Source organism: Pantoea sp. EKM20T (assembly GCF_011800485.1).
Lineage (GTDB): Bacteria > Pseudomonadota > Gammaproteobacteria > Enterobacterales > Enterobacteriaceae > Pantoea > Pantoea agglomerans.
In genome coordinates, this window is sequence record NZ_JAALFW010000005.1 from 213,561 (window position 1) to 238,671 (window position 25,111).

The 25,111-nt window shown below is 57.4% G+C and carries 21 protein-coding genes and 1 pseudogene; 13 read left to right on the top strand and 9 right to left on the bottom strand.

Annotated features, from left to right (window positions below):
• Window positions 1-88 precede the first annotated feature (88 nt).
• The 5 genes from rpsO (at window position 89) to HFD94_RS11360 (ending at window position 5,940) form a co-directional block, all read left to right on the top strand.
• On the top strand, window positions 89-358 hold the full coding sequence (gene rpsO, locus HFD94_RS11340) for a 30S ribosomal protein S15 (RefSeq protein WP_003851063.1): 270 nt from the start codon (window positions 89-91) through the stop codon (window positions 356-358).
• Between the two features lie 310 nt (window positions 359-668).
• On the top strand, window positions 669-2,807 hold the full coding sequence (gene pnp / locus HFD94_RS11345) for a polyribonucleotide nucleotidyltransferase (RefSeq protein ID WP_010251767.1): 2,139 nt from the start codon (window positions 669-671) through the stop codon (window positions 2,805-2,807).
• 129 nt (window positions 2,808-2,936) lie between these two features.
• Window positions 2,937-3,821 carry a lipoprotein NlpI gene (gene nlpI, locus HFD94_RS11350; RefSeq protein WP_010251765.1) on the top strand — a complete coding sequence of 295 codons (885 nt, stop codon included), beginning with the start codon at window positions 2,937-2,939 and terminating at the stop codon, window positions 3,819-3,821.
• Window positions 3,822-3,926: 105 nt separating this feature from the next.
• Entirely contained in the window at window positions 3,927-3,983 is a 57-nt protein-coding gene (yrbN, locus tag HFD94_RS23170; protein ID WP_098053093.1) for a protein YrbN, read from the top strand.
• 16 nt (window positions 3,984-3,999) lie between these two features.
• Entirely contained in the window at window positions 4,000-5,940 is a 1,941-nt protein-coding gene (locus tag HFD94_RS11360; RefSeq protein WP_033769504.1) for a DEAD/DEAH family ATP-dependent RNA helicase, read from the top strand.
• Window positions 5,941-5,995: 55 nt separating this feature from the next.
• On the opposite strand, the gene HFD94_RS11365 is transcribed toward HFD94_RS11360, so the two are convergent.
• The gene (locus HFD94_RS11365; RefSeq protein WP_122889214.1) at window positions 5,996-6,742 is read right to left on the bottom strand and encodes an SDR family NAD(P)-dependent oxidoreductase; all 747 of its coding nucleotides are present in this window, start codon (window positions 6,740-6,742) and stop codon (window positions 5,996-5,998) included.
• Window positions 6,743-6,916: 174 nt separating this feature from the next.
• Between HFD94_RS11365 and HFD94_RS11370 the strand changes: the two genes are divergently transcribed.
• Window positions 6,917-7,837 carry an AraC family transcriptional regulator gene (locus HFD94_RS11370; RefSeq protein ID WP_033770876.1) on the top strand — a complete coding sequence of 307 codons (921 nt, stop codon included), beginning with the start codon at window positions 6,917-6,919 and terminating at the stop codon, window positions 7,835-7,837.
• On the opposite strand, the gene HFD94_RS11375 is transcribed toward HFD94_RS11370, so the two are convergent.
• The 3 genes from HFD94_RS11375 to HFD94_RS11385 form a co-directional block, all read right to left on the bottom strand.
• Window positions 7,838-8,848, bottom strand: coding sequence for a luciferase-like monooxygenase (locus HFD94_RS11375; protein WP_010251755.1), 1,011 nt, complete (start codon window positions 8,846-8,848; stop codon window positions 7,838-7,840).
• Window positions 8,849-8,968: 120 nt separating this feature from the next.
• Window positions 8,969-9,847 (bottom strand): U32 family peptidase, encoded by an 879-nt coding sequence (locus tag HFD94_RS11380; protein ID WP_033759648.1) that lies wholly within the window; start codon window positions 9,845-9,847, stop codon window positions 8,969-8,971.
• Window positions 9,848-9,856: 9 nt separating this feature from the next.
• Window positions 9,857-10,852, bottom strand: a complete 996-nt coding sequence (locus HFD94_RS11385) for a peptidase U32 family protein (protein WP_010251751.1) — start codon at window positions 10,850-10,852, stop codon at window positions 9,857-9,859.
• A 204-nt stretch (window positions 10,853-11,056) separates the two neighbouring features.
• On the opposite strand from HFD94_RS11385, the gene HFD94_RS11390 reads away from it, so the two are divergent.
• Window positions 11,057-11,581 (top strand): SCP2 domain-containing protein, encoded by a 525-nt coding sequence (locus HFD94_RS11390; RefSeq protein ID WP_010251750.1) that lies wholly within the window; start codon window positions 11,057-11,059, stop codon window positions 11,579-11,581.
• Entirely contained in the window at window positions 11,575-12,081 is a 507-nt protein-coding gene (locus tag HFD94_RS11395; protein ID WP_033759650.1) for a GNAT family N-acetyltransferase, read from the top strand. The genes HFD94_RS11390 and HFD94_RS11395 overlap by 7 nt, the downstream gene beginning before the upstream one ends.
• On the opposite strand, the gene HFD94_RS11400 is transcribed toward HFD94_RS11395, so the two are convergent.
• A complete protein-coding gene (locus HFD94_RS11400; protein WP_167433170.1) occupies window positions 12,065-12,358 on the bottom strand; it encodes a GIY-YIG nuclease family protein in 294 nt (97 codons plus the stop codon). The two genes, HFD94_RS11395 and HFD94_RS11400, sit on opposite strands and share 17 nt — an antisense overlap.
• Before the next feature lie 75 nt (window positions 12,359-12,433).
• On the opposite strand from HFD94_RS11400, the gene HFD94_RS11405 reads away from it, so the two are divergent.
• Window positions 12,434-12,862 (top strand): YhbP family protein, encoded by a 429-nt coding sequence (locus tag HFD94_RS11405; protein WP_052271170.1) that lies wholly within the window; start codon window positions 12,434-12,436, stop codon window positions 12,860-12,862.
• Window positions 12,863-12,896: 34 nt separating this feature from the next.
• Here HFD94_RS11405 and HFD94_RS11410 read toward each other — a convergent pair whose 3' ends face one another.
• On the bottom strand, window positions 12,897-13,418 hold the full coding sequence (locus HFD94_RS11410; protein ID WP_010251739.1) for a type 1 glutamine amidotransferase domain-containing protein: 522 nt from the start codon (window positions 13,416-13,418) through the stop codon (window positions 12,897-12,899).
• Between the two features lie 144 nt (window positions 13,419-13,562).
• Here HFD94_RS11410 and HFD94_RS11415 point away from each other — a divergent pair.
• A pseudogene (locus HFD94_RS11415) lies at window positions 13,563-14,198 on the top strand (NAD(P)H-binding protein).
• Here the strand turns inward: HFD94_RS11415 and nrdG are convergent.
• Together nrdG and nrdD are read right to left on the bottom strand one after the other, a co-directional pair.
• Window positions 14,190-14,657, bottom strand: a complete 468-nt coding sequence (nrdG, locus tag HFD94_RS11420) for an anaerobic ribonucleoside-triphosphate reductase-activating protein (RefSeq protein ID WP_022625291.1) — start codon at window positions 14,655-14,657, stop codon at window positions 14,190-14,192. The pseudogene HFD94_RS11415 and the gene nrdG sit on opposite strands and share 9 nt — an antisense overlap.
• On the bottom strand, window positions 14,654-16,792 hold the full coding sequence (gene nrdD / locus HFD94_RS11425; RefSeq protein ID WP_060681588.1) for an anaerobic ribonucleoside-triphosphate reductase: 2,139 nt from the start codon (window positions 16,790-16,792) through the stop codon (window positions 14,654-14,656). The genes nrdG and nrdD overlap by 4 nt, the downstream gene beginning before the upstream one ends.
• 249 nt (window positions 16,793-17,041) lie before the next feature.
• Here nrdD and HFD94_RS11430 point away from each other — a divergent pair, with 249 nt between their 5' ends.
• The gene (locus HFD94_RS11430) at window positions 17,042-19,426 is read left to right on the top strand and encodes a family 20 glycosylhydrolase (protein ID WP_122889215.1); all 2,385 of its coding nucleotides are present in this window, start codon (window positions 17,042-17,044) and stop codon (window positions 19,424-19,426) included.
• 33 nt (window positions 19,427-19,459) lie between these two features.
• On the opposite strand, the gene galR is transcribed toward HFD94_RS11430, so the two are convergent.
• Window positions 19,460-20,461, bottom strand: a complete 1,002-nt coding sequence (galR, locus tag HFD94_RS11435; RefSeq protein WP_010251726.1) for an HTH-type transcriptional regulator GalR — start codon at window positions 20,459-20,461, stop codon at window positions 19,460-19,462.
• 190 nt (window positions 20,462-20,651) lie between these two features.
• Between galR and HFD94_RS11440 the strand changes: the two genes are divergently transcribed.
• Complete coding sequence (locus HFD94_RS11440) at window positions 20,652-22,925, top strand: molybdopterin guanine dinucleotide-containing S/N-oxide reductase (protein ID WP_010251724.1); 2,274 nt, start codon at window positions 20,652-20,654, stop codon at window positions 22,923-22,925.
• A 279-nt stretch (window positions 22,926-23,204) separates the two neighbouring features.
• The gene (locus tag HFD94_RS11445; RefSeq protein WP_010251720.1) at window positions 23,205-24,944 is read left to right on the top strand and encodes a penicillin-binding transpeptidase domain-containing protein; all 1,740 of its coding nucleotides are present in this window, start codon (window positions 23,205-23,207) and stop codon (window positions 24,942-24,944) included.
• The last annotated feature ends 167 nt before the right edge of the window (window positions 24,945-25,111 follow it).

The following is a 25,111-nucleotide window of genomic DNA, read 5'->3' on the forward strand; positions in this document are numbered from 1 at the left end:
CGGGCGCAGAGTAGAATAGCGCGGCTTTAAAGCGGGATGCTGAATTAGAGATCGGCACCCATACATTCATTTATTACTGGAGTTTATTATGTCTCTAAGCGTAGAAGCTAAAGCAGAGATCGTTGCTAAATATGGCCGTGGTGCTAACGACAGCGGTTCAACTGAAGTTCAGGTTGCCCTGTTGACCGCGCAGATTACCCATCTGCAGGGTCACTTCTCTGAGCACAAAAAAGACCACCACAGCCGCCGCGGTCTGCTGCGCATGGTATCTCAGCGTCGTAAGCTGCTGGACTACCTGAAGCGTAAAGACGTTGCACGCTACAGCAGCCTGATCGAAAGTCTCGGTCTGCGTCGCTAAGTCTGAAGAATCTGATCGTCGGGGCATTATGCGGGCTTTTGCACTCTGTGCAGCTTACGATCAGATTTGTGCGAGTTTCGTGAAGAGGGGGCCTTTATGGCCCCTTTTTTCGAGCAATCGGCAGCAATCCGGACCAAACTGATGTATTGTTGCTTAGTGTGATCTTTAGTTTGCAGAATTTCGCGCGGCTAATGAGAGGCTTTACCGCAGGGGCGGTCGAGGGTTGTCATTAGTCGCGAGGATGCAACTGAAGATTGGTAATCAATGGCGGGCTACAGATAGCCATGCCCCGAAGTTAAGGACTTTGATTTTGCTGAATCCGATCGTACGCAAATTCCAATATGGTCAACATACCGTCACGCTGGAAACCGGCATGATGGCTCGCCAGGCGACAGCCGCTGTTATGGTGAGCATGGACGATACTGCAGTATTCGTCACTGTAGTAGGTCAGAAAAAATCTAAACCAGGTCAGGATTTCTTCCCACTGACCGTGAACTATCAGGAGCGTACTTACGCTGCTGGTCGTATCCCAGGCAGCTTCTTCCGTCGTGAAGGCCGTCCAAGCGAAGGCGAAACCCTGATTTCGCGTCTGATTGACCGCCCGATTCGTCCGCTGTTCCCGGAAGGTTTTGTTAACGAAGTTCAGGTTATCGCCACTGTTGTCTCTGTGAACCCACAGGTTCATCCGGACATCGTTGCCATGATCGGTGCTTCTGCTGCACTGGCGCTTTCTGGTCTGCCGTTCAATGGCCCAATTGGTTCTGCGCGTGTTGGTTACATCAACGATCAATATGTCCTGAACCCAACCGCAGATGAGCTGAAACAGTCTCGTCTGGATCTGGTGGTTGCCGGTACGCAGAATGCCGTTCTGATGGTTGAATCTGAAGCTGAGATCCTGTCAGAAGAGCAGATGCTGGGCGCCGTGGTCTTTGGTCACGACCAGCAGCAGATTGTTATCGAAAACATCAATGCCCTGGTTGCTGAAGCGGGCAAACCACGCTGGGACTGGCAGCCAGAAGCGGCCAATACCGCACTGATTTCTCGCGTTGCTGCCCTGGCAGAAGCGCGCATCAGCGATGCTTACCGCATCACTGACAAGCAGGAGCGTTACACCCAGGTTGGCGTCATTAAAGACGAAACCATCGCTGCGCTGCTGGCTGAAGATGAAACGCTGGATGGTTCAGAAATCGGCGACATCGTGCATAGCCTTGAAAAAACCGTCGTTCGTACTCGCATCCTGAATGGCGAGCCACGCATCGATGGTCGTGAAAAAGATATGATCCGTGGTCTGGACGTGCGTACTGGCGTATTGCCACGTACACACGGTTCATCACTGTTCACCCGTGGTGAGACGCAGGCACTGGTTACTGCAACGCTGGGTACGACCCGCGATGCGCAGAACCTTGATGAGCTGATGGGCGAACGTACCGACAGCTTCCTGTTCCATTACAACTTCCCTCCATACTCTGTCGGCGAAACCGGCATGGTAGGTTCGCCGAAGCGTCGTGAGATTGGTCACGGTCGTCTGGCGAAGCGCGGCGTGTTAGCGGTAATGCCTAAAGCGGAAGATTTCCCTTACACCATTCGTGTTGTTTCTGAAATCACCGAATCTAACGGCTCTTCTTCAATGGCCTCTGTCTGCGGTGCCTCACTGGCGCTGATGGATGCAGGTGTGCCAATCAAAGCCGCCGTTGCCGGTATCGCAATGGGTCTGGTGAAAGAAGATGAGAAGTTTGTTGTTCTGTCTGACATCCTGGGCGATGAAGATCACCTGGGCGACATGGACTTCAAAGTAGCCGGTAGCCGTGAAGGTATAACCGCGCTGCAGATGGACATCAAAATCGAAGGCATCACGCGTGAAATCATGCAGGAAGCGCTCAACCAGGCCCGGGGTGCGCGTCTGCACATTCTGGGCGTTATGGAACAGGCTATCAGCACACCGCGTACTGAGATTTCTGAATTCGCACCACGCATTTACACCATCAAAATCAGCTCTGACAAGATCAAAGATGTGATCGGTAAAGGCGGCTCAGTGATTCGTGCACTGACAGAAGAGACCGGCACAACGATTGAAATTGAAGATGACGGCACCGTGAAAATCGCTGCGACTGATGGTCTGAAAGCTAAAGAAGCGATTCGTCGTATCGAAGAGATTACCGCAGAGATCGAAGTGGGCCGCGTTTACAGTGGTAAAGTGACCCGTATCGTTGACTTCGGCGCCTTCGTTGCAATCGGCGGTGGTAAAGAAGGTCTGGTTCACATTTCACAAATCGCTGATAAGCGCGTTGAGAAAGTGACCGACTATCTGCAGATGGGTCAGGAAGTACCGGTTAAGGTGATGGAGGTTGATCGCCAGGGCCGTGTACGTCTGAGCATCAAAGAAGCGACAGAATCTAAGCCGCAGGCTGAAGAAGCTGTCGCGGTGACCACGCCTGACGCTGCTGAATAAGTCGTTGCTGATTTGCCCCTCTCTGCCTGGCAGAGAGGGGCGTTTGTATCATCGCGAGGGCGGGAATCCTTGTGCACAGCAGGCGGATGACAGGATGGTTATCCCAATGTTTGTATTCGGGAGTGGGAAATGAAGCCTTTTCTGCGCTGGTGTTTTGTTGCGACAGCTTTGACGCTGGCAGGATGCAGCAACTCCAATTGGCGTAAGAACGAAGTTCTTGCAGTGCCTTTACAGCCCACACTGCAGCAGGAAGTGATACTGGCGCGCATGGAACAAATTCTTGCCAGTCGCGCTCTCACCGATGATGAACGCGCACAGCTGTTATATGAGCGCGGAGTGTTGTATGATAGTTTAGGTCTGCGGGCATTAGCGCGGAACGATTTTTCGCAAGCGCTGTCTATAAGACCAGATATGCCCGAAGTGTTTAACTACTTAGGCATATATTTAACGCAGGCGGGCAACTTTGATGCCGCCTATGAAGCGTTTGATTCTGTACTTGAGCTTGATCCAACTTACAACTATGCGCATTTAAACCGTGGTATCGCCCTCTATTACGGCGGTCGATACAAGTTAGCGCAAGATGATCTGCTGGCGTTTTATCAAGACGATCCTAACGATCCTTTCCGCAGTTTGTGGCTCTATCTCGTTGAACGTGAGATGGATGTCGACAAGGCAAAAGTCGCGCTTCAACAGCGTCACGACAAAGCGGTCAGAGATCAATGGGGATGGAATATTGTCGAGTTCTACCTTGGAGATATCAACGAGAAAACGTTGATGGAAAGTCTCAAGGCGGACGCAACGGATAACACCTCGCTCGCTGAACATCTCAGTGAAACCAACTTCTATTTAGGTAAGTACTACCTAAGTCTGGGGGAGAAGGACGACGCGAAAGCGTTGTTCAAACTGGCGGTGGCCAACAACGTCAATAACTTTGTTGAACACCGATACGCATTGTTGGAACTGGCGCAACTCGGCCAGGCACAAGACGATTTATCAGAATCTGACCAGCAATAGCTGACGAACTTAATTTGCCTGTAAAACCTGTTAAGTCATCATCTTAAAGGATGAAGGCTTTTCTGTTCGTCAAAACTTTTAATTTGAGCCGGTTCACACTTTTTGATGAAAATGACTGAAAGTTTTCACGACGAGTTATGTAGACTGGCCGCCGCAATCTAAGAGGCACGTGTACTACATGACTGATATTCAAACCACTTTTGCTGACCTTGGCCTGAACGCCGACATCCTTGAATCACTGAATGGCATGGGCTACGTAAAGCCATCCCCAATCCAGGCTGAGTGTATTCCTCACCTGCTGGCGGGCCGTGACGTGTTAGGCATGGCGCAGACCGGGAGTGGTAAAACCGCGGCGTTCTCTCTGCCGCTGTTACATAACATTGATCCTACTGTTAAAGCGCCACAAATCCTGGTGCTGGCACCTACCCGCGAACTGGCGGTACAGGTTGCTGAAGCAGTTACCGAATTCTCTAAACACATGCGTGGCCTGAACGTGGTTGCCCTTTACGGCGGCCAGCGTTATGACGTGCAGCTGCGCGCACTGCGTCAGGGACCACAGGTTGTTGTGGGTACGCCTGGCCGTCTGCTTGACCACCTGAAACGCGGCACGTTAGACCTTTCTAACCTGCGTGGCCTGGTGCTGGATGAAGCAGACGAAATGCTGCGCATGGGCTTCATCGAAGACGTTGAAACCATCATGGCGCAAATTCCAGCCGATCATCAGACCGCGCTGTTCTCTGCAACCATGCCGGAAGCGATTCGTCGTATCACCAAACGCTTCATGAAAGATCCACAGGAAGTGCGTATTCAGTCAAGCCTGACCACGCGTCCTGATATCAGCCAGAGCTACTGGACCGCTTACGGTCGTAAAACAGACGCACTGGTTCGCTTCCTGGAAGCAGAAGACTTTGATGCTGCCATCATCTTCGTGCGTACCAAAAACGCAACCATGGAAGTAGCAGAAGCGCTGGAACGTAGTGGCTATAACAGCGCCGCGCTGAACGGTGACATGAACCAGGCGCTGCGTGAGCAGACGCTTGAGCGCCTGAAAGATGGTCGTCTCGACATTCTGATTGCAACCGACGTTGCGGCCCGTGGCCTGGATGTTGAACGCATCAGCCTGGTTGTTAACTACGACATCCCGATGGACTCAGAATCTTACGTTCACCGTATCGGCCGTACCGGTCGTGCTGGTCGTGCTGGCCGTGCGCTGCTGTTCGTTGAGAACCGCGAACGCCGTCTGCTGCGTAACATCGAACGTACCATGAAGCTGACCATTCCTGAGGTAGAACTGCCTAATGCAGAACTGCTGGGTGAGCGTCGTCTGGCTAAGTTTGCTGCTAAAGTTCAGCAGCAGCTGGAAAGCAGCGATCTGGATCAGTATCGTGCTCTGCTGGCTAAAATGCAGCCAGAAGACGAAATGGATCTGGAAACACTGGCAGCCGCACTGCTGAAGATGGCACAGGGCGAACGTCCTCTGATTCTGCCACCAGAAGCACCGCGTCCGGCACGTCGCGAATACCGCGATCGTGACGAGCGTGATGGCCGTCGTGACAGCCGTGAAGCGCGTGGCGATTCTCGTGCTCCGCGTGAAAACCGCGAAAGCCGTGATGGCGATCGTCCACGTCGCGAACGTCGTGATGTTGGCGAAATGCAGCTGTACCGCATCGAAGTAGGCCGCGATGATGGTGTTGAAGTTCGTCACATCGTTGGCGCTATCGCTAACGAAGGCGACATCAGCAGCCGTTACATCGGTAACATCAAGCTGTTCGGTACCCACTCAACTATCGAGCTGCCGAAAGGCATGCCAGGCGATGTGCTGCAGCACTTTACCCGTACCCGTATTCTGAACAAGCCGATGAATATGCAGTTACTGGGTGATGCACAGCCGAACGAAGGCCGTGGTGACCGTCGTCCAGCTGGTGCTGGCGGTGAGCGTCGCAGCGGTCCAGGTGCAGGCGGTCCGGGCGCAGCTAACCGTGAAGGTGGTCGTCGCTTCTCTTCTGAACGCCGTGAAGGTGGTCGTGAAGGCGGCGGACGTACTTTCAACCGTGAAGGTAGCCGTGGTCCACGTCGTGAAGAGGGCGCAGCCGCCGCTCCACGTCGTCGTGATGTATAACGACTTAGCGTCGTAACAAAAAGGGAAGCTAATGGCTTCCCTTTTTTTATGCCTGTCAGGCACCGCCGCTGATCATCACACGCTCGCCGCTGACCCAGGCGGACTCTTCAGAGGCCAGAAACAGCGCAACCTGCGCCACATCTTCCGGCAGACCAAAGCGTCCCAGCGGCGTGGCAGCCAGCAGTTGCGCTTTGAGCTGCGGGCTCATCCTCTTCGCGGCCAGTAATCCCTCCGTCAGAATCATGCCTGGTGCCAGGGCGTTAACCCGGATGTTCTTTGCGCCCAGCTCGCGCGCCAGTCCCTGGGTCAGGGTATCCACTGCGCCTTTGGTTGCCGCCCAGAGCACGGAACCCGGCGTGCTGTTTTTACTGTTTAGGGCGCTGAGATTAATAATGCTGCCGCCGTGCGCCGGGAAGTGATGAATCGCCTGCTGACAGACCATCAGCGTACCCAGCAGGTTAACGTTAATCTGCTGCTGCATCTCCTCCAGCGTCAGCGCCGAAAACTCGCCGTGATGAAAGCTGCCCGCATTGTTCACCACAATGTCGGGCGCGCCGAAGCACTCTGCGGTGGTGGCGAAGAGCCGTTCCACATCCCGCAGGAGAGAGATATCTGCCTGTACCGCCACGGCTTCACTGCCCAGGGTGACGATATCGCTGACCACGTCAGCCGCTCCCACTTCATCCTGACGATAATTGACCACGACGCGGGCGCCAGCCGCGGCAAAAGCGATGGCAATCGCCGCACCAATGCCTTTTGAGGCGCCTGTTACCAGCGCGATTTTATTCTGCAGTGCCTTCATTATGTTGTTCTCCGCCGTAATGATTGCGTCGAAAGACTATGCGCGCTGGTGCCGAAAATCGGGTAGTGCAATCCTGCAAGCTTCTTGCACGATCCTGCAAAAGTAACGCAACGGGCCAGGTATTCCGCTCAGCGTCAGGTAATATCAGCACAGATAGCGGGAGGGGAGAACACAGTGACAGAGAGTGAGAAGTGGCAGGGGCTGGCGCAGTTAATTGCCCGTCATGCTCCGGAGGATGGGCGGCATTCCAGCGCCATAGATTGCCTGTTTTTTGGCCGGGTTTCAGCACCGACTGAGCCAATGCACTTTGCTCAATGGGCCAGTTTTGCCCTGGTGGCACAGGGCGGTAAGGCGCTGCATATCGGTGATGAGGTGCTGCATTATGGTCCGGGCGATCTGCTGCTGGTGACGCTGGATATGCCGGTGCGCGCCTGCGTCACCGTCGCCACGCCGGAAAAACCCAATCTGGGGATTGGTATTGCCATCAATGAATCCCGGCTGATGCGCTACCTCGAACAGTTTCCCCCGACGCTGCCGCTGGTGACACCAGACAGTGAACGCGGCGTCACCGTGCATAAGGTCTCACCTTTGCTGGTGGATGCGGTTATCCGGCTGGTACGCCTGCTTGACCACCCTGAGGACATTGAGGCGCTGGCCCCGCTCATTGAGCAGGAGATTTTCTATCGGCTGCTGACCGGGCCGGAAGGTTCGCGCATCCTGAATATGGCGCTGGCTGAGCGGCCGGGCAACCGGGTCGCGCAGGCTGCCCGCTGGCTGCGGGAAAATTTTCATCAGCCGCTGAAGATCGATCGGCTCGCCAGCAGTGTCGGCATGAGCATCTCTTCGCTGCATCATCACTTCAAAGCCGTGACGGCCATGACGCCGATGCAATACCAGAAACAACTGCGGCTGAATGAGGCGCGACGTTTGATGATGGTGGAAAAGCTGGATGCCGGTACGGCAGGCTATCGGGTGGGGTATCAGAGCGCGTCACAGTTCAGCCGGGAGTATCGCCGCCTGTATGGGCAATCTCCGGCCAGGGATAGTCGTCAGCTGGCGGTGAGCCCGGACAGATTGCGCCCACCGCAGAACTGATTACAGGCTGTTAGCCGCTTCCATCGCAATGGCGAAGGAGCGCAGGCGCGCTTCGGAATCAAAAATCTGGCCATTGACCATAATTTCATCCGCCTGGGTTTCACGCATCAGCGAGGCCAGCCCATGACGCACTTTGTCCGTATCGCCGACCAGCGACATGCTGAGCGCCTGCTGTACACCATACTGTTCTGAGGGCGACCAGAGATTATCCATGTTTTCAACCGGTGCCGGTAACGGGCCCGGTTTGCCGCGACGCAGGTTAATAAACTGCTGCTGCTGCGAGGTAAACAGGAAGCGCGCATCACGCTCACTGTCTGCGGCGATCACGTTAATGCAGACCATGGCATAAGGCTTGTCGAGACGCGCCGATGGCTGGAAGTTTTCGCGGTAGACGTGCAGCGCCTGAAAGAGCTGGTCAGGGGCAAAATGGGAGGCAAACGCAAACGGCAGGCCCATTTTCGCTGAAAGCTGTGCGCTGTAGAGACTGGAGCCGAGCAGCCAGACCGGAATCTGCAGGCCCAGACCGGGTACCGGCTGCACCGGCGGCTGCGCATCCGCTTCGGCATCGAACCAGCTAATCAGTTCAGCCACATCCTCGGGGAACGTGTCGATGTGCATGTTGGCCTGATGACGGCGCAGCGCCATCATGGTGCGCTGGTCAGAACCTGGCGCGCGACCTAAGCCGAGATCGATACGGCCAGGATAGAGAGAGGCCAGCGTACCAAACTGCTCGGCGATTACCAGCGGCGCATGGTTAGGCAACATAATGCCGCCGGAGCCCAGCTTCAGAGTCTCGGTATTCGCCGCCAGATAGCCAATCAGCACGGAGGTGGCTGCGCTGGCAATCCCCGTCATGTTGTGATGTTCAGCCAGCCAGTAGCGTTGATAGCCCAGTTTTTCAGCCTGACGCGCCAGCGCCAGCGAATTATGGAACGCATCCCGAGCGGTCGCGCCCTGTGGAATCGGCGCGAGATCCAGCACGGACAGGCGAAGAGGTTTTTTATCAGACATGACTACTCCCGTTGTATGGCGCAGGCGTTAAGTTAAGGCCTGCACCATTTAGTATTACGCATCATTCCTTATATTAAAACTGCTAACCTCAGCAGGAATATAGCCGGTATGTGCTTTTATTCAGGATGCCAGCGTCATGCCCGCCAGTTTGCGCCAGTAACCATTACAATCACTGCCTTTTGCGACCATTAGCGGAGCCTGACCGTTTTCATTGGCGCGGAAACGGTCGATCTCTGCCAGCGTCGTCACATCCTGCGGCGAGAGCCGTATGCAATCGACCTGGCCGTGCATACCAGCCAGATCGTTACCCAGGTTATAGCAGTAGCCGCTCATGGTCTGAATGCCATTGAGGACGAACACCTGCTGCCCCTCCTGGGAGTTGACGCGCCGGCCTGTCGGATAGTTGATACAGCAGGTTTCGCAGTCATCTTTCGCGCGGTTTTCCGAGCGGGCGGTGAAGCAGCGCGCTGAGAGCGCCAGCGGCAGATGACCGTAGCCCAGCACCTCCACCTCAAACTGCTGCCGGATACCCCGCGTCTCGCACTGCTCCAGCAGCTGTAGCAGCCAGTCACGTGACATCTCCACCGGCATACACCAGCGCGTCATGCCCTCTTTGACCAGCAGCTGCAGCGTGTCGGCGTTATAAACATTGAGCGTCGGGCCCGCGACAAAGGGCAGATGACGCTCAGCGGCCATGTTTACCGTGCCGATATCATTGGCTTCAATCAGGAACTCACCGTTCTCTACGTAACGCTGAAGCTCTTTCAGCTCAGAGGGCGATTGCAGCAGCGCCAGCGTGCTCAGCACCACCTGTTTGCCGCTGGCCGCGAGTTCACGGGCCAGCGCCATCCAGCGGGCATAGGGCGTGGCGCGACGTTTACTGCACACCGCTTCGCCAAGGTAGATAATATCCGCGCTACTGCGGGCAGCCTGCTGGTAAAAATCTTCCAGCGTATCGGTCGGCCAGTACCAGAGCACCGGCCCAAGGGCATATTGCATCATGACTCCTTATTGCCATTCACGGTGATAAGCACCCAGCGTGGTTTGCGAACCTTCTGAGAGATCGCCCAGCGTCTGCATCCACTGTGGTGCGACTTCAAACTGTTCCGGCTGCGCCTTGCAGCGATCAATTGCCTGACGCCAGACGCGCGCCACGTCAGCGACATAGGCAGGGCTGCGCTGACGGCCTTCGATTTTCACCGAGGCGATGCCTGCCCGCAGCAGTTCCGGCAGCAGCTCCAGCGTGTTCAGACTGGTGGGCTCCTCGAGCACGTGATAACGCTTGTCGTTAACCATATAGCGTCCTTTGCAAAGTGTCGGATAACCCGCGCTTTCGTCCGGGGCGTAGCGATCGATCAACACTTCATTAAGACGTGACTCCATGCCCTGCGGCGTCTGCTGCCAGCGCACAAACTTCGCCGGGGAGCAGGCACCGGCGCTGTTAGGCGATTCACCGGTCAGCCAGGAAGAGAGGTAGCAGCGGCCTTCAGCCATGATGCACAGGCTGCCAAAGGCGAACACCTCCAGCGGCACCGGTGTGCTGCGTGCCAGCTGTTTAACCTGGTGAATCGACAGCACGCGAGGCAGCACCACACGCTGCAGATTGAAGTGGCGATGGTAAAAGCGAATCGCCTCCAGATTGGTCGCCGAAGCCTGTACAGAAAGATGGCGTTCAACCTGTGGATAGCGCGTCGCGGCATACTCCAGCGTGGCGATATCCGCCAGGATCAGCGCGTCGGCTCCGTTTTGCGCCGCCACATCAATCGCCCGCTGCCAGCGACCCATGCCATCCGGATGGGCAAAGGTGTTGATCGCAACATGCAGTTTGCGACGATGCTGATGAAGATAGCGCGCGGCTTCAGCCAGTTTTTTATCGGTGAAATTCAGACCCGCAAAATGACGGGCATTGGTGTCATCTTTCAGCCCCACATACACCGCATCAGCGCCATTCTCTACAGCGGTGCGCACTGCGGGTAAGTTTCCTGCCGGGCAGAGCAGTTCCATAGATATTCCTCTCAACATGCAGATGGGCGTCGAGTCTAGGCATCTGGTCCGGGCAGCGTGTTGATTTGGGGCAGTGAAATTCAAATTCATCCGTCCGGCGGCGCTTTTTTTCCCTTCATGGCAGCGGTTTTTATTGATCTCAGAGGAGGCGCGCAGAAAAGGATATGGCAATATACGTAAAATTTTCTGAAGGGAGTGACGAAAGTGTTAGAGCGGATACATGCCCATTGTGTGAAAAACGGTCCTAAAATCTTAGGGTTACCCGCTGCGTTCACCCCATTCCCGGTCAAAAAGTTGCTTCTGCAACAACTCTTAAACTGGCAATTTCGTCATGCTTTGGCTGAAGGTGAGTTAGACTTTCTGGATGGTCGCCTGCTGGGTATTGAAATTGCCGATCTCAATCTGCAATGGATAACCACGCTGCAGGACGGCCGACTGGCGGTATTGCAACAGTCCGAAGCGGATGTCTGGTTTCGGGGCAATGCCAATGATCTGTTGCTGGTGGCAGCACGTAAAGCAGATCCCGACATGCTGTTCTTTCAACGCCGGCTGGTGATTGAAGGTGACACTGAACTGGGACTTGAGGTGAAGAACGTAATGGATGCTATTGAACCCGAGGCTATGCCCACCGCGTTACGCACGGCAATTGAGCAGATGGCGGCATTTGTCGACGCCGGCATGAAACAGGACGCGAAGGCCGCACAGGCGCGCGCAGGTGCTGCATGTTGATTCGTAGTGAAATTGGCGTGGATGCCGCAGGCATCGACGCGCTGCTCAGACGCTGCTTCAGTACCTCTGCAGAGGCGGAACTGACTCAGGCGCTGCGTGAAGATGGCTTGCTGACCTTAGGCGTGGTCGCGACGGATGACGAGGGACAGGTGCTGGGTTATGCCGCATTCAGTCCGGTTAGCGTTCAGGGTGAAGATCGCGGCTGGGTTGGGCTGGCACCGCTGGCCGTCGATGAGACGCTGCGCGGTCAGGGAATTGCCAGCAAGCTGATTTACGAGGGGCTGGATACGCTTAATGAATTTGGCTACAGCGCGGTGGTGGTGCTGGGCGATCCCGCGTTGTTCAACCGTTTTGGTTTTGAACCGGCGGCACGCCACGGCCTGCGCAGCCGCTGGCCGGGCACAGAGGCAACGTTCCAGGTCTACCGTCTGGCGGATAACGCTTATGACGGGGCGGAAGGGCAGATCGACTTCGCCGAACCCTTTAATCGCCAGCCGTAATACCCAGCCAGCTCTCCAGACAGCCAGGCTGGCCCGCCACCAGCAGTAATTTCTGCTGGCGGGTCAGCTGCTTGACCTGATACTCCAGCCTGGAGGCGCTGGCGCGATCGCCCGCGTCACAGTGAAACACCAGATCCAGTGGACCTTTGCCGCGCAGCGCGCGGGCGCCGCGTCCGCTCTGGTGCTGAGCGACCCGGCGCACCACATCCGTGGTGATACCGGTGTACAGGCTCCCTTTCGCCGTACGGACGATGTAGAGTTGCCACAGCTGACTCATCGCAATCATTTCCCAAAAAAAGGTGCCGGGCAGTGTAGCGCGCTTCACTCTCCGGTGCACCGCCAGGAGTTTATCTTGTCCGATCACGCCCATCTGGTTCGCTATCTGAGAAAGCAGCATGTGCTTTCACTCTGCTGTACCGCCGACGATCAACTGTGGTGCGCTAACTGCTACTACGTCTTTGACGAGACGCGCATGGCCTTCTGGATCATGACGGAACCCGATACCCGTCACGGTGAGTTAATGGTGCAGAATCCGCAGGTTGCGGGCACCGTCAATGGCCAGCCCAGAAGCGTGCTGCTGATTAAAGGCGTGCAGTATCGTGGCCGGGTCAAACGGCTGGAAGAGTCAACAGAGAAGGTCGCCAGAGCCGCTTATCAGAAACGTTTTCCGGTCTCACGCAAAGTGTCGGCACCGCTGTGGGAGATTGTGCTGGATGAGGTGAAGATGACGGATAATGCGCTGGGATTCGGCAAGAAAATTGCCTGGCAGCGGGAGAAATAGAAACGCCCTTTTCAGCAGAAAAGGGCGTCGCGGCTTACAGCGCTTCGAGGATCCGCAGGGATTCACGATTAAAGGCCGGTAAATCGGCCGGGGTGCGGCTGGTGACCAGCTTATCGTCGTCTACTACCACTTCCTTATCATGGAAGTCGGCACCGGCATTGATCAGGTCAATGGCAACGGCTTTAACGGTAGTCATCTTGCGACCGCGCACGCCGTTAGCGCTAATCAGCAGCTGTGGCCCGTGGCAGATGGCAAAGATTGGCTTGCCGCTGGCAACAAACTCTTTGGTAAAAGCAACAAAACGATCGTCGCCGCGCAGGGCATCGGGCGAGTGACCGCCAGGCAGGAGCAGGGCGTCAAATTCAGCCGGGCTGACGTCATCAATGCTGCGATCAATGGTCACTTCCGCTTCGCCTTTCTTGCCTTTAACGACATTACCGGCTTGTTTCTCAATGGTAACCACCTCAAAACCAGCGCGTTTGTAAACTTCCGCAGGTGAGGTAAATTCTGAGTCTTCAAATTCATCGGTAATTAAAACCGCCACTTTCTTGCTCATTTTTTCCTCCTTCAGCATGTGGAGCGCGAGACGCGCTTTCCGGATAACGCTATAAGCCTGGTCGCTGAGAGTGAGAACGCAAGCCAGCCCGTTAAGATCAGCTATCTTTTAACCAGTCAGCAGTGAAATAAGGATGAATCTGAGATGAATCGCGTATTACTGACCGGTGCCACCGGCTTAGTCGGGTCGCATCTGCTGCGCTTACTGATTGAGGATCCACGCGTCGATGAGATCATCGCGCCAACCCGTCGGCCACTGCCCGCGATGAACAAGGTGGTGAATCCGGTTGAGGCCGATCTCACCGATGTACTCGGGCCGCTGCAAAGCTCGCTGGACACGGTGTTCTGCTGCCTGGGCACCACGCGTAAGCAGGCGGGCAGTAAACAGGCTTTTATCCACGTTGATTACACCCTGGTGGTGGACAGCGGGTTAAGCGGATTACGTCTGGGGGCGAAGCAGATGCTGGTGGTCAGCGCGCACGGGGCCAGTCGTCACTCGCCGTTTTTATATAATCGCGTCAAAGGCGAAATGGAGAATGCGCTGCGCCATCAGGGCTGGCCGCGCCTGACGCTGGTGCGGCCTTGATTGCTGCTTGGGGATCGCGCGCAGAAGCGCCGGGGCGAAAGCCTGGCGGGACCGCTGTTTTCGCTGCTGCCTGGCAACTGGCGGGCGGTCAGCGCGCACGACGTGGCACGCTGTCTGCACCAGCAGGCTTTTACGCCGGGGAGTGAGAGCGTCAATATCATTGAGTCTGGCGAAATTCCGCGCCACTCAGCGTAACTGCCAGATAATCTGATTACGGCTGCCGCGCCATTGCAACGTGGCATCCTTCTCCTCTTCGACAAAACGGCCATCGATCAGCACGTCGAGATAGACCAGTACAGCGCGCTGCGCCGCATTCAGCTCCTGCATCCGGTAACCGGTCCAGAGCCAGATATCTTTACCGGGACACGTCTGTCGCACCCGTTTCACCAGACGGCGAATGTGCGGCACGTTATGCGGATGCAGCGGATCGCCGCCGCTCAGCGACAATCCCTGGCGCGGAATGCGGGTGTCCTGCAAATCCGCCAGCAGTTGCTCCTCCATCGCAAGCGTAAAGGGCACGCCGGAATCAAGCCGCCAGGTGCTCTGGTTGTAGCAGCCGCGACACTGATGTTCGCAACCAGCGACAAACAGCGTGCAGCGGGTGCCAGGTCCATTAACGATATCCACATCATAGTAGCGATGGATATGCATCATCCCAGCGGTCCTTCAGACAGATGCTTCACCCGACGCTGCACTTCCTGCTGTTTACCGGCATTAAAGGGTCGCGCATCCGGGCTGCCCAGATAGCCGCAGACCCGCCGGGTAACGGAGACGCGCGCCGGATCGTGGTTGCCGCAATTCGGACAGGTGAAGCCGCGGCTGGTACAGGTGAACTCGCCGTTGAAGCCGCACTCGTAGCACTCATCAATCGGGGTATTAGTGCCGTAATAGGGCACGCGGTCGTAGCTGTAATCCCAGACATCCTCCAGCGCCTTGAGGTTGTGCTGCACATTCGGGTATTCGCCGTAACAGATGAATCCGCCATTCGCCAGCGGCGGATAGGGCGCTTCAAAGTCGATTTTGTCGTAAGGATTGACCTTCTTCTCAACGTCAAGATGGAAGCTGTTGGTGTAGTAGCCCTTGTCGGTAACGCCTGGCACCAGGCCAAACTGCGCCGCATCAAGACGGCAGAAGCGGTCGCACAGATTCTCGCTTGGCGTGCTGTAAAGGCTGAACCCATAGCCTGTTTCAGCTTTCCAGCGCTCGGTGGCATCGCGCATGTAAGCAATGATCTCCACGCCTTTGGCGCGCAGAGCCGCGTCATCGTAAGGATGCTGATGACCGCCGCTGAGCGCATTCAGGGTTTCATGCAGGCCGATATAGCCCAGCGACAGCGACGCACGGCCATTACGGAAAATAGGACCGACTTCATCATCCGCATTCAGCCGAACGCCACAGGCGCCTTCCATATAGAGGATGGGCGCCACGCGCGCTTTGGTCTTCTCCAGCCGCGCCACCCGCGTCATCAGCGCCCGCTTAGCCAGCTGCAGTCGCGCATCGAGCAGCGTCCAGAAGCGCGCTTCATCACCGCCCGCTTCCAGTGCGATGCGCGGCAGGTTCAGGCTGATTACCCCGATATTGTTGCGGCCCTCATGAATCTGCTCGCCGTTCTCTTCATAAACGCCAAGGAAACTACGGCAGCCCATTGGGGTTTTAAACGAGCCGGTGACTTTAACCACCTGATCGTAATTGAGGATGTCGGGATACATCCGCTTGCTGGCGCACTCCAGCGCCAGTTGTTTGATATCGTAATTAACGTCGCCCGCCCGGCGGTTGACGCCTTCGCGAATGCTGAACACCAGTTTAGGGAACACCGCCGTCTTGCGATTTTTACCCAGTCCGGCCAGCCGGTTAAGCAGAATCGACTGCTGAATCAGCCGGGCCGCCCAGTCCGTCCCCAGACCAAAACCAAAGGTGACAAACGGCGTCTGGCCGTTGGCGGTGTGCAGGGTATTCACCTCATATTCCAGCGACTGAAAGGCGTCGTAGCACTCTTTCTCCGTACGCTGGCGCGCATACTGCTCGGCCTGCGGGATCTGCCACTGCTCAGCAATCGCCAGATGCCGGGCATAGCTCTGCTCAACAAACGGGGCCAGCACTTCATCAATACGGTTAATGGTGGTGCCGCCGTAAATATGGCTGGCGACCTGCGCGATGATCTGCGCCGTCACGGCGGTAGCGGTGGCGATCGATTTAGGCGGCTCGATTTCAGCATTGCCCATTTTGAAACCGTTGGTCAGCATGCCTTTCAGATCGATCAGCATGCAGTTGAACATCGGGAAGAAAGGGGAGTAGTCGAGATCGTGATAGTGGATCTCGCCGCGCTCGTGCGCCAGCACCACATCGCGTGGCAGGATCTGCTGCTGTGCGTAGTGTTTTGCCACGATCCCGGCCAGCAGATCGCGCTGCGTCGGGATCACTTTGCTGTCTTTGTTGGCATTCTCGTTCAGCAGCGCCGCATTGGTCTGATCGACCAGTCCACGAATGGCGTGATGTAACTGGCTCTGACGATCGCGGGCGACATCGCGATCGTGGCGGTATTCAATGTAGGCGCGGGCCAGTTGAGGGTAAGGACCCGCCATCAGCGTCTCTTCTACTGCACACTGAATTTCACGGATATCCACTTCCGGACGATCGGCCAGCCGCAATGCCACGCGCTCAGCGACCTGCGCGCACCAGGCTGCGTCTTCTACTTCGGCTGCCCTTGCCGCCGCCGCCACGGCCTGCTCAATACGCTGCGCATCAAAGCCTGTCCGGCATCCATCACGCTTGATTACCACCGTCGCCATTTCTCTCTCCATAAACTACATATAGGGGTCGAAAGGATTCTATTCGCTACATGTAGTGATTGCTGAGAATTATTGCGATCAGATTTGACCTGAAACAAGGAAGCCTTAACCCGCTGGAAAACTCTGGCTGATGTAAAAAATCGGGTGCTGGTTCAGGTTTCCTGCAGGATCCACTGGCGGATTGGCGTGCAGCAACTTTAATCAACGTTCTGCCCTGTCAAAACGTTGACGTTACAAGGATGCCCGCCAATGTGGTTACCCCGTTCTTTGCTCCTGCTCCTGCTCCTGCTCCCGGCCCTCAGCCCAATCGCCCTGGCCAGTTCGCTGCCGCTGATGCCCTGGCCGCAACAGGTGGAACAGCCCGCCAGCGGCGGCACGCTTACCCTGACGCCGCAGCTGACGCTGCAAATCTCTGGCGATCATCTGGCGGGTGCTGAAGCGCGCTGGCTGGAGCGGATCAGTAATCAGACCGGCTGGCCGCTGTTGCCCGCCACCCAGCCGATAGCAGCACCGACTATCCGCATCGTCATTGCGAAGGCGGTGGATCCGCAGCCGCTGCCTGATAGCGATGAGAGCTATCAGTTGCAGGTCGATGGCGACGGCGTCCTGTTAACCGCGCCCAGCCGTTTCGGCGCGATGCGCGGCATGGAAACCCTGCTGCAGCTGATACAAAACGGCGCACAGGGGACAACCATTCCTTACGTCACCATCCACGATCATCCGCGCTTTCCGTGGCGCGGCGTGCTGATCGACACGGCGCGTCACTTTATGCCGGTGGAGACGCTTAAACGTCAGATCGACGGCATCGCCGCCGCGCGCATGAACGTCTTTCTCTGGCATCTTACTGACGATCAGGGCTGGCGCTTCGCCTCCAGCCACTATCCCCAGCTGCAGCAGAAAGCCAGCGATGGCAACTATTACAGCCAGCAGCAGATGCGGGAGATCGTGAAATATGCCACCGATCGCGGGGTGCGTGTGGTGCCCGAGCTGGATATGCCGGGACATGCGTCCGCGCTGGCGGTGGCGATGCCAGAGCTGATTAGCGCACCCGGCCCCTGGCAGATGGAGCGCGGCTGGGGCGTCTTTAAACCGCTGCTCGATCCCAGCAACGAACAGGTTTATCAGGTGATCGACACGCTGGCGGGTGAGATGGCGGCGATCTTCCCCGACCCCTGGCTGCACATTGGCGGCGACGAGGTGGATCCGACACAGTGGAACGACTCGCCTGCTATCCAGCAGTTTATGCGCGATCACGATCTGAAAGATGCCCATGCGCTTCAGGCATATTTCAATCAGCGGGTAGAGAAGATCCTGGAAGCCCATCACCGTCAGATGGTGGGCTGGGATGAGATTGCCCATCCCGATCTGCCGCGCAGCATTCTGATCCAGTCGTGGCAGGGTCAGGATGCGCTGAGCGCGCTGGCAAAAGAGAACTACCGCGGCATCCTCTCCACCGGTTTCTACCTCGATCAGCCTCAGCCTGCCAGCTATCACTACCGCAATGAGGTCACGCCACAGGGCCTCAACGGCCAGGATCGTCTGCGGCCAGGCGACCAGGCGCAGAGCTGGTCATTCACCATGCCGCGGCTGAAAGGCAGCCCGGTGAAGGGCAGCTTTACGCTGATACAGGGAGAAGCAGGCTGGCGCGGTTTTATCGACTTCGATGGCAAAGCCCGCCGGATGGTCAGTCAGATTAACTGGCTCTCGACGCAGCAGGTGCGGTTTAGCGTGGATAGCTGGATGGGGCCGTTCCAGCCGGTGTTCACGCTGCAACAGAACGCTCTTAAAGGTTATGCAGAGGTAGGCAACGTGCGTTATCCCACCAGCGGTCAACGGCTGGCGCAGACGCCTGCGGGCATCGCGCCCGCGCTGCCCGCACCTGAGCAGGTGCAGCAAAATCTGCTGGGTGGCGAGGCGGCGCTGTGGGCGGAAAACATCAACAGCCAGATTATTGATACCAAACTGTGGCCGCGCGCCTTCGTGGTGGCCGAGCGGTTATGGTCGGCACAGGATGTCACCAATACCGACTCGATGTATTCGCGGCTGGCGGCGATGGATCGCTGGAGCAGCGTGTCGGTCGGAACGCTGCAACACGCGCAGACGGAGCAGCAGATGATGCGGCTGGCCAGTGGGCATGACATCGCCCCACTGCGGGTACTGGCCGAGGTGCTGGAACCGGCGCAATACTACACGCGCCAGCATCTCAAGTTTCAGGCGGGCCATTACGACTACCATGAACCCCTGAACCGGCTGGCAGATGTACTGCCCGCTGAGAGTGAGGCGGTACGTCAGCTGGAGCAGCAGGTCGCCGTGTTAATCGCCAATCGTAATAATCCGGCTGCCGCCTCTGCGGTTCGCGCGCCGCTGCAGCGCTGGCAGGCTAACACCAGCGCGGTGCTGCCGATCATTAACGCCAGTGCAACGCTGAAGCCGCTGGCACAGAGCGTGCAGCAGATTGATGAGCTGAGCACCATGGGCCTCGCGCTGGTTAATGCTTACGTTCGCAATCAGGCATTTGGTGCCAGTGAAGTGGCGGAGATGCGTGCGACACTGGATGCCGCCGCAGAGGTACAGGATGAAACAGTGATTGCGCTGGTCAGGCCGCTGGAGACGCTGCTGCGCGCCTTTCAGTAAACGCTGCGGCCGGATAAACCGGCCATAGCGTCCTCAGGCCGGGCCGCTGACCGAGTGGCGGCGCACCAGGGTCGGGCTGAACATGTGGGTCACTTCCGGCAGCGGCTGATTGTTGGCCAGCGCCAGCGCCAGCTGGGCCGCCTGCTGCGCCATGGTGACAATCGGATAGCGGATGGTGGTGAGGCGCGGTCGCACATAGCGCGAAACCAGCACATCATCGAAGCCGATCAGCGACATCTCTTCCGGCACCCGAACACCGTTATCGCTCAGCACCGCCAGCGCGCCGGCGGCCATTGAGTCGTTGTAGCAGGCGACGGCGGTGAAATTCTTGCCGCGACCCAGCAGTTCCGTCATCGCCTGCTCACCGCCCACTTCATCCGGTTCACCCCAGGTGACCAGCCGATCGCTGCACGGCAGGCCATGTTCTTTCAGCGCATCGTAGTAACCCTGCAGGCGATCTTCTGCATCGGAGATAGTGTGGGTCGAGCAGATAAAGGCGATATTCTGGTGGCCAAGCTGGATCAGATGACGGGTTGCCAGCCAGGCGCCGTAGCGATCGTCGAGCGCGATACAGCGCTTTTCAAAGCCTTTTATCAGCCGGTTCAGCAGCACCATGCCAGGCACCTGCTTCATCAGCACTTCCAGTTCTGCATCGGGGATTTTCTTGGCGTGAACCACCAGCGCCGCGCAGCGGTGACGCATCAGTTGTTCAATCGCCTGCCGCTCTTTTTGCTCATTATGGTAACCGTTACCAATCAGCAAAAAGTTACCGGTGTCACCTGCAACCTCATCCACGGCTTTAACCATTGCGCCAAAAAAGGGATCGGAGACGTCACCGACAATCAGGCCGAGCGTTTCGGTCGATTGCTGCGCCAGCGCACGTGCGTTGGCATTCGGGTGATACTGAAGCTGCTCCATCGCCTGACCTACGGCCTGTCGGGAGCTGTCGCTGGCTTTGGGAGAATTATTGATTACACGGGAGACTGTGGCGACAGAAACGCCAGCCAGTCGCGCAACATCCTTTATGGTAGCCATGCGTTGACCTGCTTTGGGGAAAACGTTTACACATCGCATCAGTGTTACGGAAAAGGGCGGACACATCAACCCGACAGAATGCCAGCGTCGTCGCAAAAAGGGGTAAAAACGGTCACTGCTGCACGTCTTCTGCTGAGGCGTCGCACCATGCTATGCTCAATCTCCCACCTGGCTACCGTGAAAAACAACGATGAAAACCAAAGTGCCACATCTGGCGCACTGGGGCGCCTTTACCGCCGTTACTGAAAACGATCGCCTGATTGGCTGCGAACCTTTCTTCGCCGATGCCGATCCGTCACCGATGATCCACACCATTCCTGAACTGGTCTATTCCGACAAACGCATTCGTCAGCCGATGGTGCGGCGCTCGTGGCTGAAGTCACGCGAAAAAAGCGACCGTACGCTGCGTGGCCGGGAGGATTTTGTTGCCGTCGACTGGGAAACCGCACTGGATCTGGTGGCGGAGGAGAATCGCCGCATTCGCGAGCGCTATGGCGCATCGGGCATTTTCAACGGCTCCTACGGCTGGTCATCGGCCGGACGTGTTAACCATGCCCGCACCCTGATTCGTCGCTTCTACTTTCAGGGCGGCGGCGGTGTTGATCAGCAGGGTAACTACAGCTGGGGCGCCGCGCAGTTCTTCCTGCCCTATGTGATTGGCACCTACATGCCGCTGACCGGGCGCGTCACCGAATGGCCGCAGGTGGTGGAACATGCCGAAATTTTTGTCGCCTTTGGTGGGCTGGCGCTGAAAAACGCCCAGGTCGCCTCGGGGGGCGCAGGGCAGCACAGCCTGAAACCGGCGCTGATGCAGCTGGCGGCCAAAGGCACGCCGGTGATCAACATCAGCCCGATGCGTGATGACTGCCCGGAATTTGTTAACGCCGAGTGGATTCCGATTCGCCCCAACACCGACGTGGCGCTGATGCTGGCGCTGGGACATGAGATCACCCAGCGCGGTGCAGTTGACGAAGCGTTTCTCGCCAGCCACTGCACCGGCTGGCCGCAGCTGCGCGCCTATCTGCTGGGCGAAACCGACGGCGTGGCGAAAACCGCCGGCTGGGCCAGCCGTATCACCGGCATCCCGGCCGATCGCATTGTGCAGCTGGCGCAGCAGCTCACCGGCAAGCGCAGCTTTATTACCTGCTCCTATTCCGTTCAGCGCGCCCATCGCGGCGAGCAGCCTTACTGGATGATGATTGCGCTGTCGTCGATGCTCGGCCAGCCAGGCCTGCCGGGCGCCGGTTTCTCTTTTGGTCACGGTTCGATGAACAGCGTCGGCAACCCGCGCCAGGAAGGTCCGGCTCCGATGATGAGCACCGGCCCCAATCCTTCCGGGCTGTCGATTCCGGTGGCGCGGATCAGCGATATGCTGCTCAATCCCGGCCAGCCTTACCGCTTCCAGGGCGAAACCCTGCACTATCCCGACATTCACATGGTGCACTGGGCGGGCGGCAATCCTTTCCATCATCACCAGCAGCTCAACCGGCTGGTGGAGGGCTGGCAGCGGCCCGATACGGTCGTGGTGCAGGATATCGTCTGGACACCCGCCGCGCAGATGGCGGACATTGTGCTGCCTGCGACCACCACGCTGGAGCGCAATGACATCGGCGGCTCCTCACGCGACCGCTTTGTGCTGGCGATGCATCAGGCGATTAAACCGCAGCATCAGGCGCGCAACGACTTCGATATTTTTGCTGACCTGGCGGAGCGCCTCGGCTACCGCGATACCTTCACCGAAGGGCGCAACGAGATGCAGTGGATCGCCCATCTTTATCAGCAGTGTGCGACCGCGCATCAGCGTAAAGGCATCGATTTCCCGTCGTTTGAGGAGTTCTGGCAGCGCGGCTTTGTGGAGATCCCCGAAGGGGGCAAACCCTATCAGTTTATGGATGATTTCCGTGCCGATCCGCAGGCCAATCCGATTAAAACCGCCAGCGGCAAAATCGAGCTCTTCAGCCAGACCATTGCAGACTACCAGCTGGACGATTTCGCCGGCCATCCGGAATGGCGTGAACCGCAGGAGTGGCTCGGTTCGCCGGTCAGCCGCGACTATCCGCTGCACATGATCTCGATTCAGCCTTCCGACCGGTTACACAGTCAGCTGGATGCGACAGAAACGGTGCAGGGCAATAAAACCGCCGGACACGAAACGCTCTACATGCATCCGCAGGATGCGGCCGCGCGCGGGCTGGTGGAGGGCGACGAGATAGAGGTGAGCAACGCACGCGGCGTGATGCTGGCGGGCGTGCGGATCACCGATGGCGTGACGCAGGGCGTAGTGATTATCGCCACCGGCGCCTGGTTTGATCCCGGCTTTGGCAAGGCGTGGCAGCCGCACGATCGCGCGGGTAACCCCAACGTGCTGACGCTCGACATCGGCACCTCGTCGCTGACGCAGGGGCCAAACGCCATGAGCTGCCTGGTGGAAATCAAAAAACATCAGGATTGCACAATAGCGTAAGGATCTCATGGCTGGTTACATTTTGCCGGTAACTGTTGCGTTTGAGAGATGGCAGCCGATCGATCCCTCTTGCTACATTCAGGGTCCCAGAGGTATTGATGGGTGAACATCAATAGATTTTCTTGATTACACCAACCTGCGCAGATGCGCAGGTTTTTTTTTGCCAGAAATCGGCTGCCGATAACGAACTGATACACAGTTTTCCTGTTATACGGCCAGCGCTTTCTTTATAACTGCTGGCACCAGCCCCTTTCTCTTTATTTTGCGCAGCGGAATGCCATGCCCCGGATTAAAAAACTACTGGGAAAAGACCAGATAAAAGCGCCGTTTAACCCTTTTCGTTTCCGACTGATCTGCCTGGGTGTCACGACCTGTCTGGTGGTGCTGCTGGCGCGCGTCGCGGACCTGCAGTTCCTGAATCAGCCGATGCTGGAGCACGAAGCGGATCAGCGATCGCTGCGTACCGTGACGCTGCCGACCAGTCGCGGCACGCTGCTGGATCGTAACGGTGAAGCGCTGGCGCTCAGCGTCCCGTCGCGCGACGTGATTGCCGATCCGCAGCGTGTGCTGGAGAGCAACCCCGATTTTACCAGTGCCAAATGGGCCTATCTGGCGGCGGCGCTTAACACCCGTCCCGAAGAGCTGGCGGCGCAGATCACCGCCAACCCGAAACGTCGCTTCCTCTATCTGGGGCGTAAAGTCGAGCTGGGCATCGCCAAAGATATTAAAGAGCTGAAGCTGAAAGGCATCAGCGAAGTCTATGACGACAGCCGTTTCTATCCGATGAGCGAGGCCTCTGCGCCGCTGATCGGCATCGTCGGGGCGGATAACGTCGGCCTGAATGGACTGGAAAAGGGCTTTGATAAAGTATTGCAGGGCGAGCCGGGCAAAGAGGTCTATCGGCAGGATGCCGCGGGCAATATCATCGCGATGATCAACTATCAGCCGCCGACCCAGCCGCCGACGGTACAGCTCAGCATCGACAAATATGACCAGTACACGCTCTACAGCAAACTGCGCGACGGCGTACTGATCAACAAGGCGGACTCGGGTGCGGCCGTGCTGGTGAAAATCGACACCGGCGAGATTCTGGCGATGGCCTCCTATCCGTCGTTCAACCCCAACAACTATGAAGGGGCAACGCCCGCGCAGATGCGTAACTCTGCCATCAATGACAGCTACGAACCGGGATCGACCGTCAAACCGTTAGTGGTGATGGAAGCGCTGGAGCGCCACCTGGTGCGCCCGGATTCGGTGATCGACACCACGCCTTACAGCGTTAACGGCCACCTGATCCGCGACGTCGGCCACTGGCCGCGCCTGACCATGACCGGCATTCTGCAAAAATCGAGCGACATCGGCGTGTCACACCTCGCGCTGGCAATGCCCGCCGAAGCGCTGGTCAACACCTATCATGCGTTCGGCCTTGGCAAACCGACCGGCTTAGGGCTGACCGGCGAAAGCGTCGGCTACTTTCCATTGCACCGCACCCGCTGGGCAGATATCGAGCGGGCCACCTTCTCCTTTGGCTATGGCCTGCGTGTGACGCCGCTGCAGATTGCCCGCGAATACGCCACGCTCGGCTCCTATGGCATTTACCGTCCGCTGTCGATCACCCGCGTTACGCCACCGGTCATGGGACGCCAGGTCGCCAACCCGGAAACGGTGAAAGAGGTGGTGCACATGCTGGAGAGTGACGTCCTGCCGGGCGGAACCGGGCTGAAAGCCGCGGTGCCGGGCTACCGTCTGGCAACCAAAACCGGTACGGCGGAAAAAATGGGCACCAGCGGCAAGTATGATGGCGGCTACGTCAACTACACCGCCGGTCTCGCTCCCGCCAGCCATCCTGAAGTGGCGCTGGTGGTGATGATCAACCATCCGACGGCGGGCGATCACTTCGGTGGCTCGGTTGCTGCGCCGGTGTTCGGCAATATCATGGGACCGGTACTGAAACACATGAATATTGCACCGGATGCCATCTACACCAAACCGGCGGCCACTCCTTCAGATAAATCTTAGACAAATCAGAGTGTAAGCGAGGCGTGAAGGATATTCACACCTCGTTGCACTTCCCCGAATTCGGTTGCGTTTTCCTGCTGTCTCCGCGCGGTCAATCAGTGCGAGGATAGCAGTCCCAGAGGTATTGATGGGTGTGAAAACAACACCGCTTCGGCAGTGAGACCCTG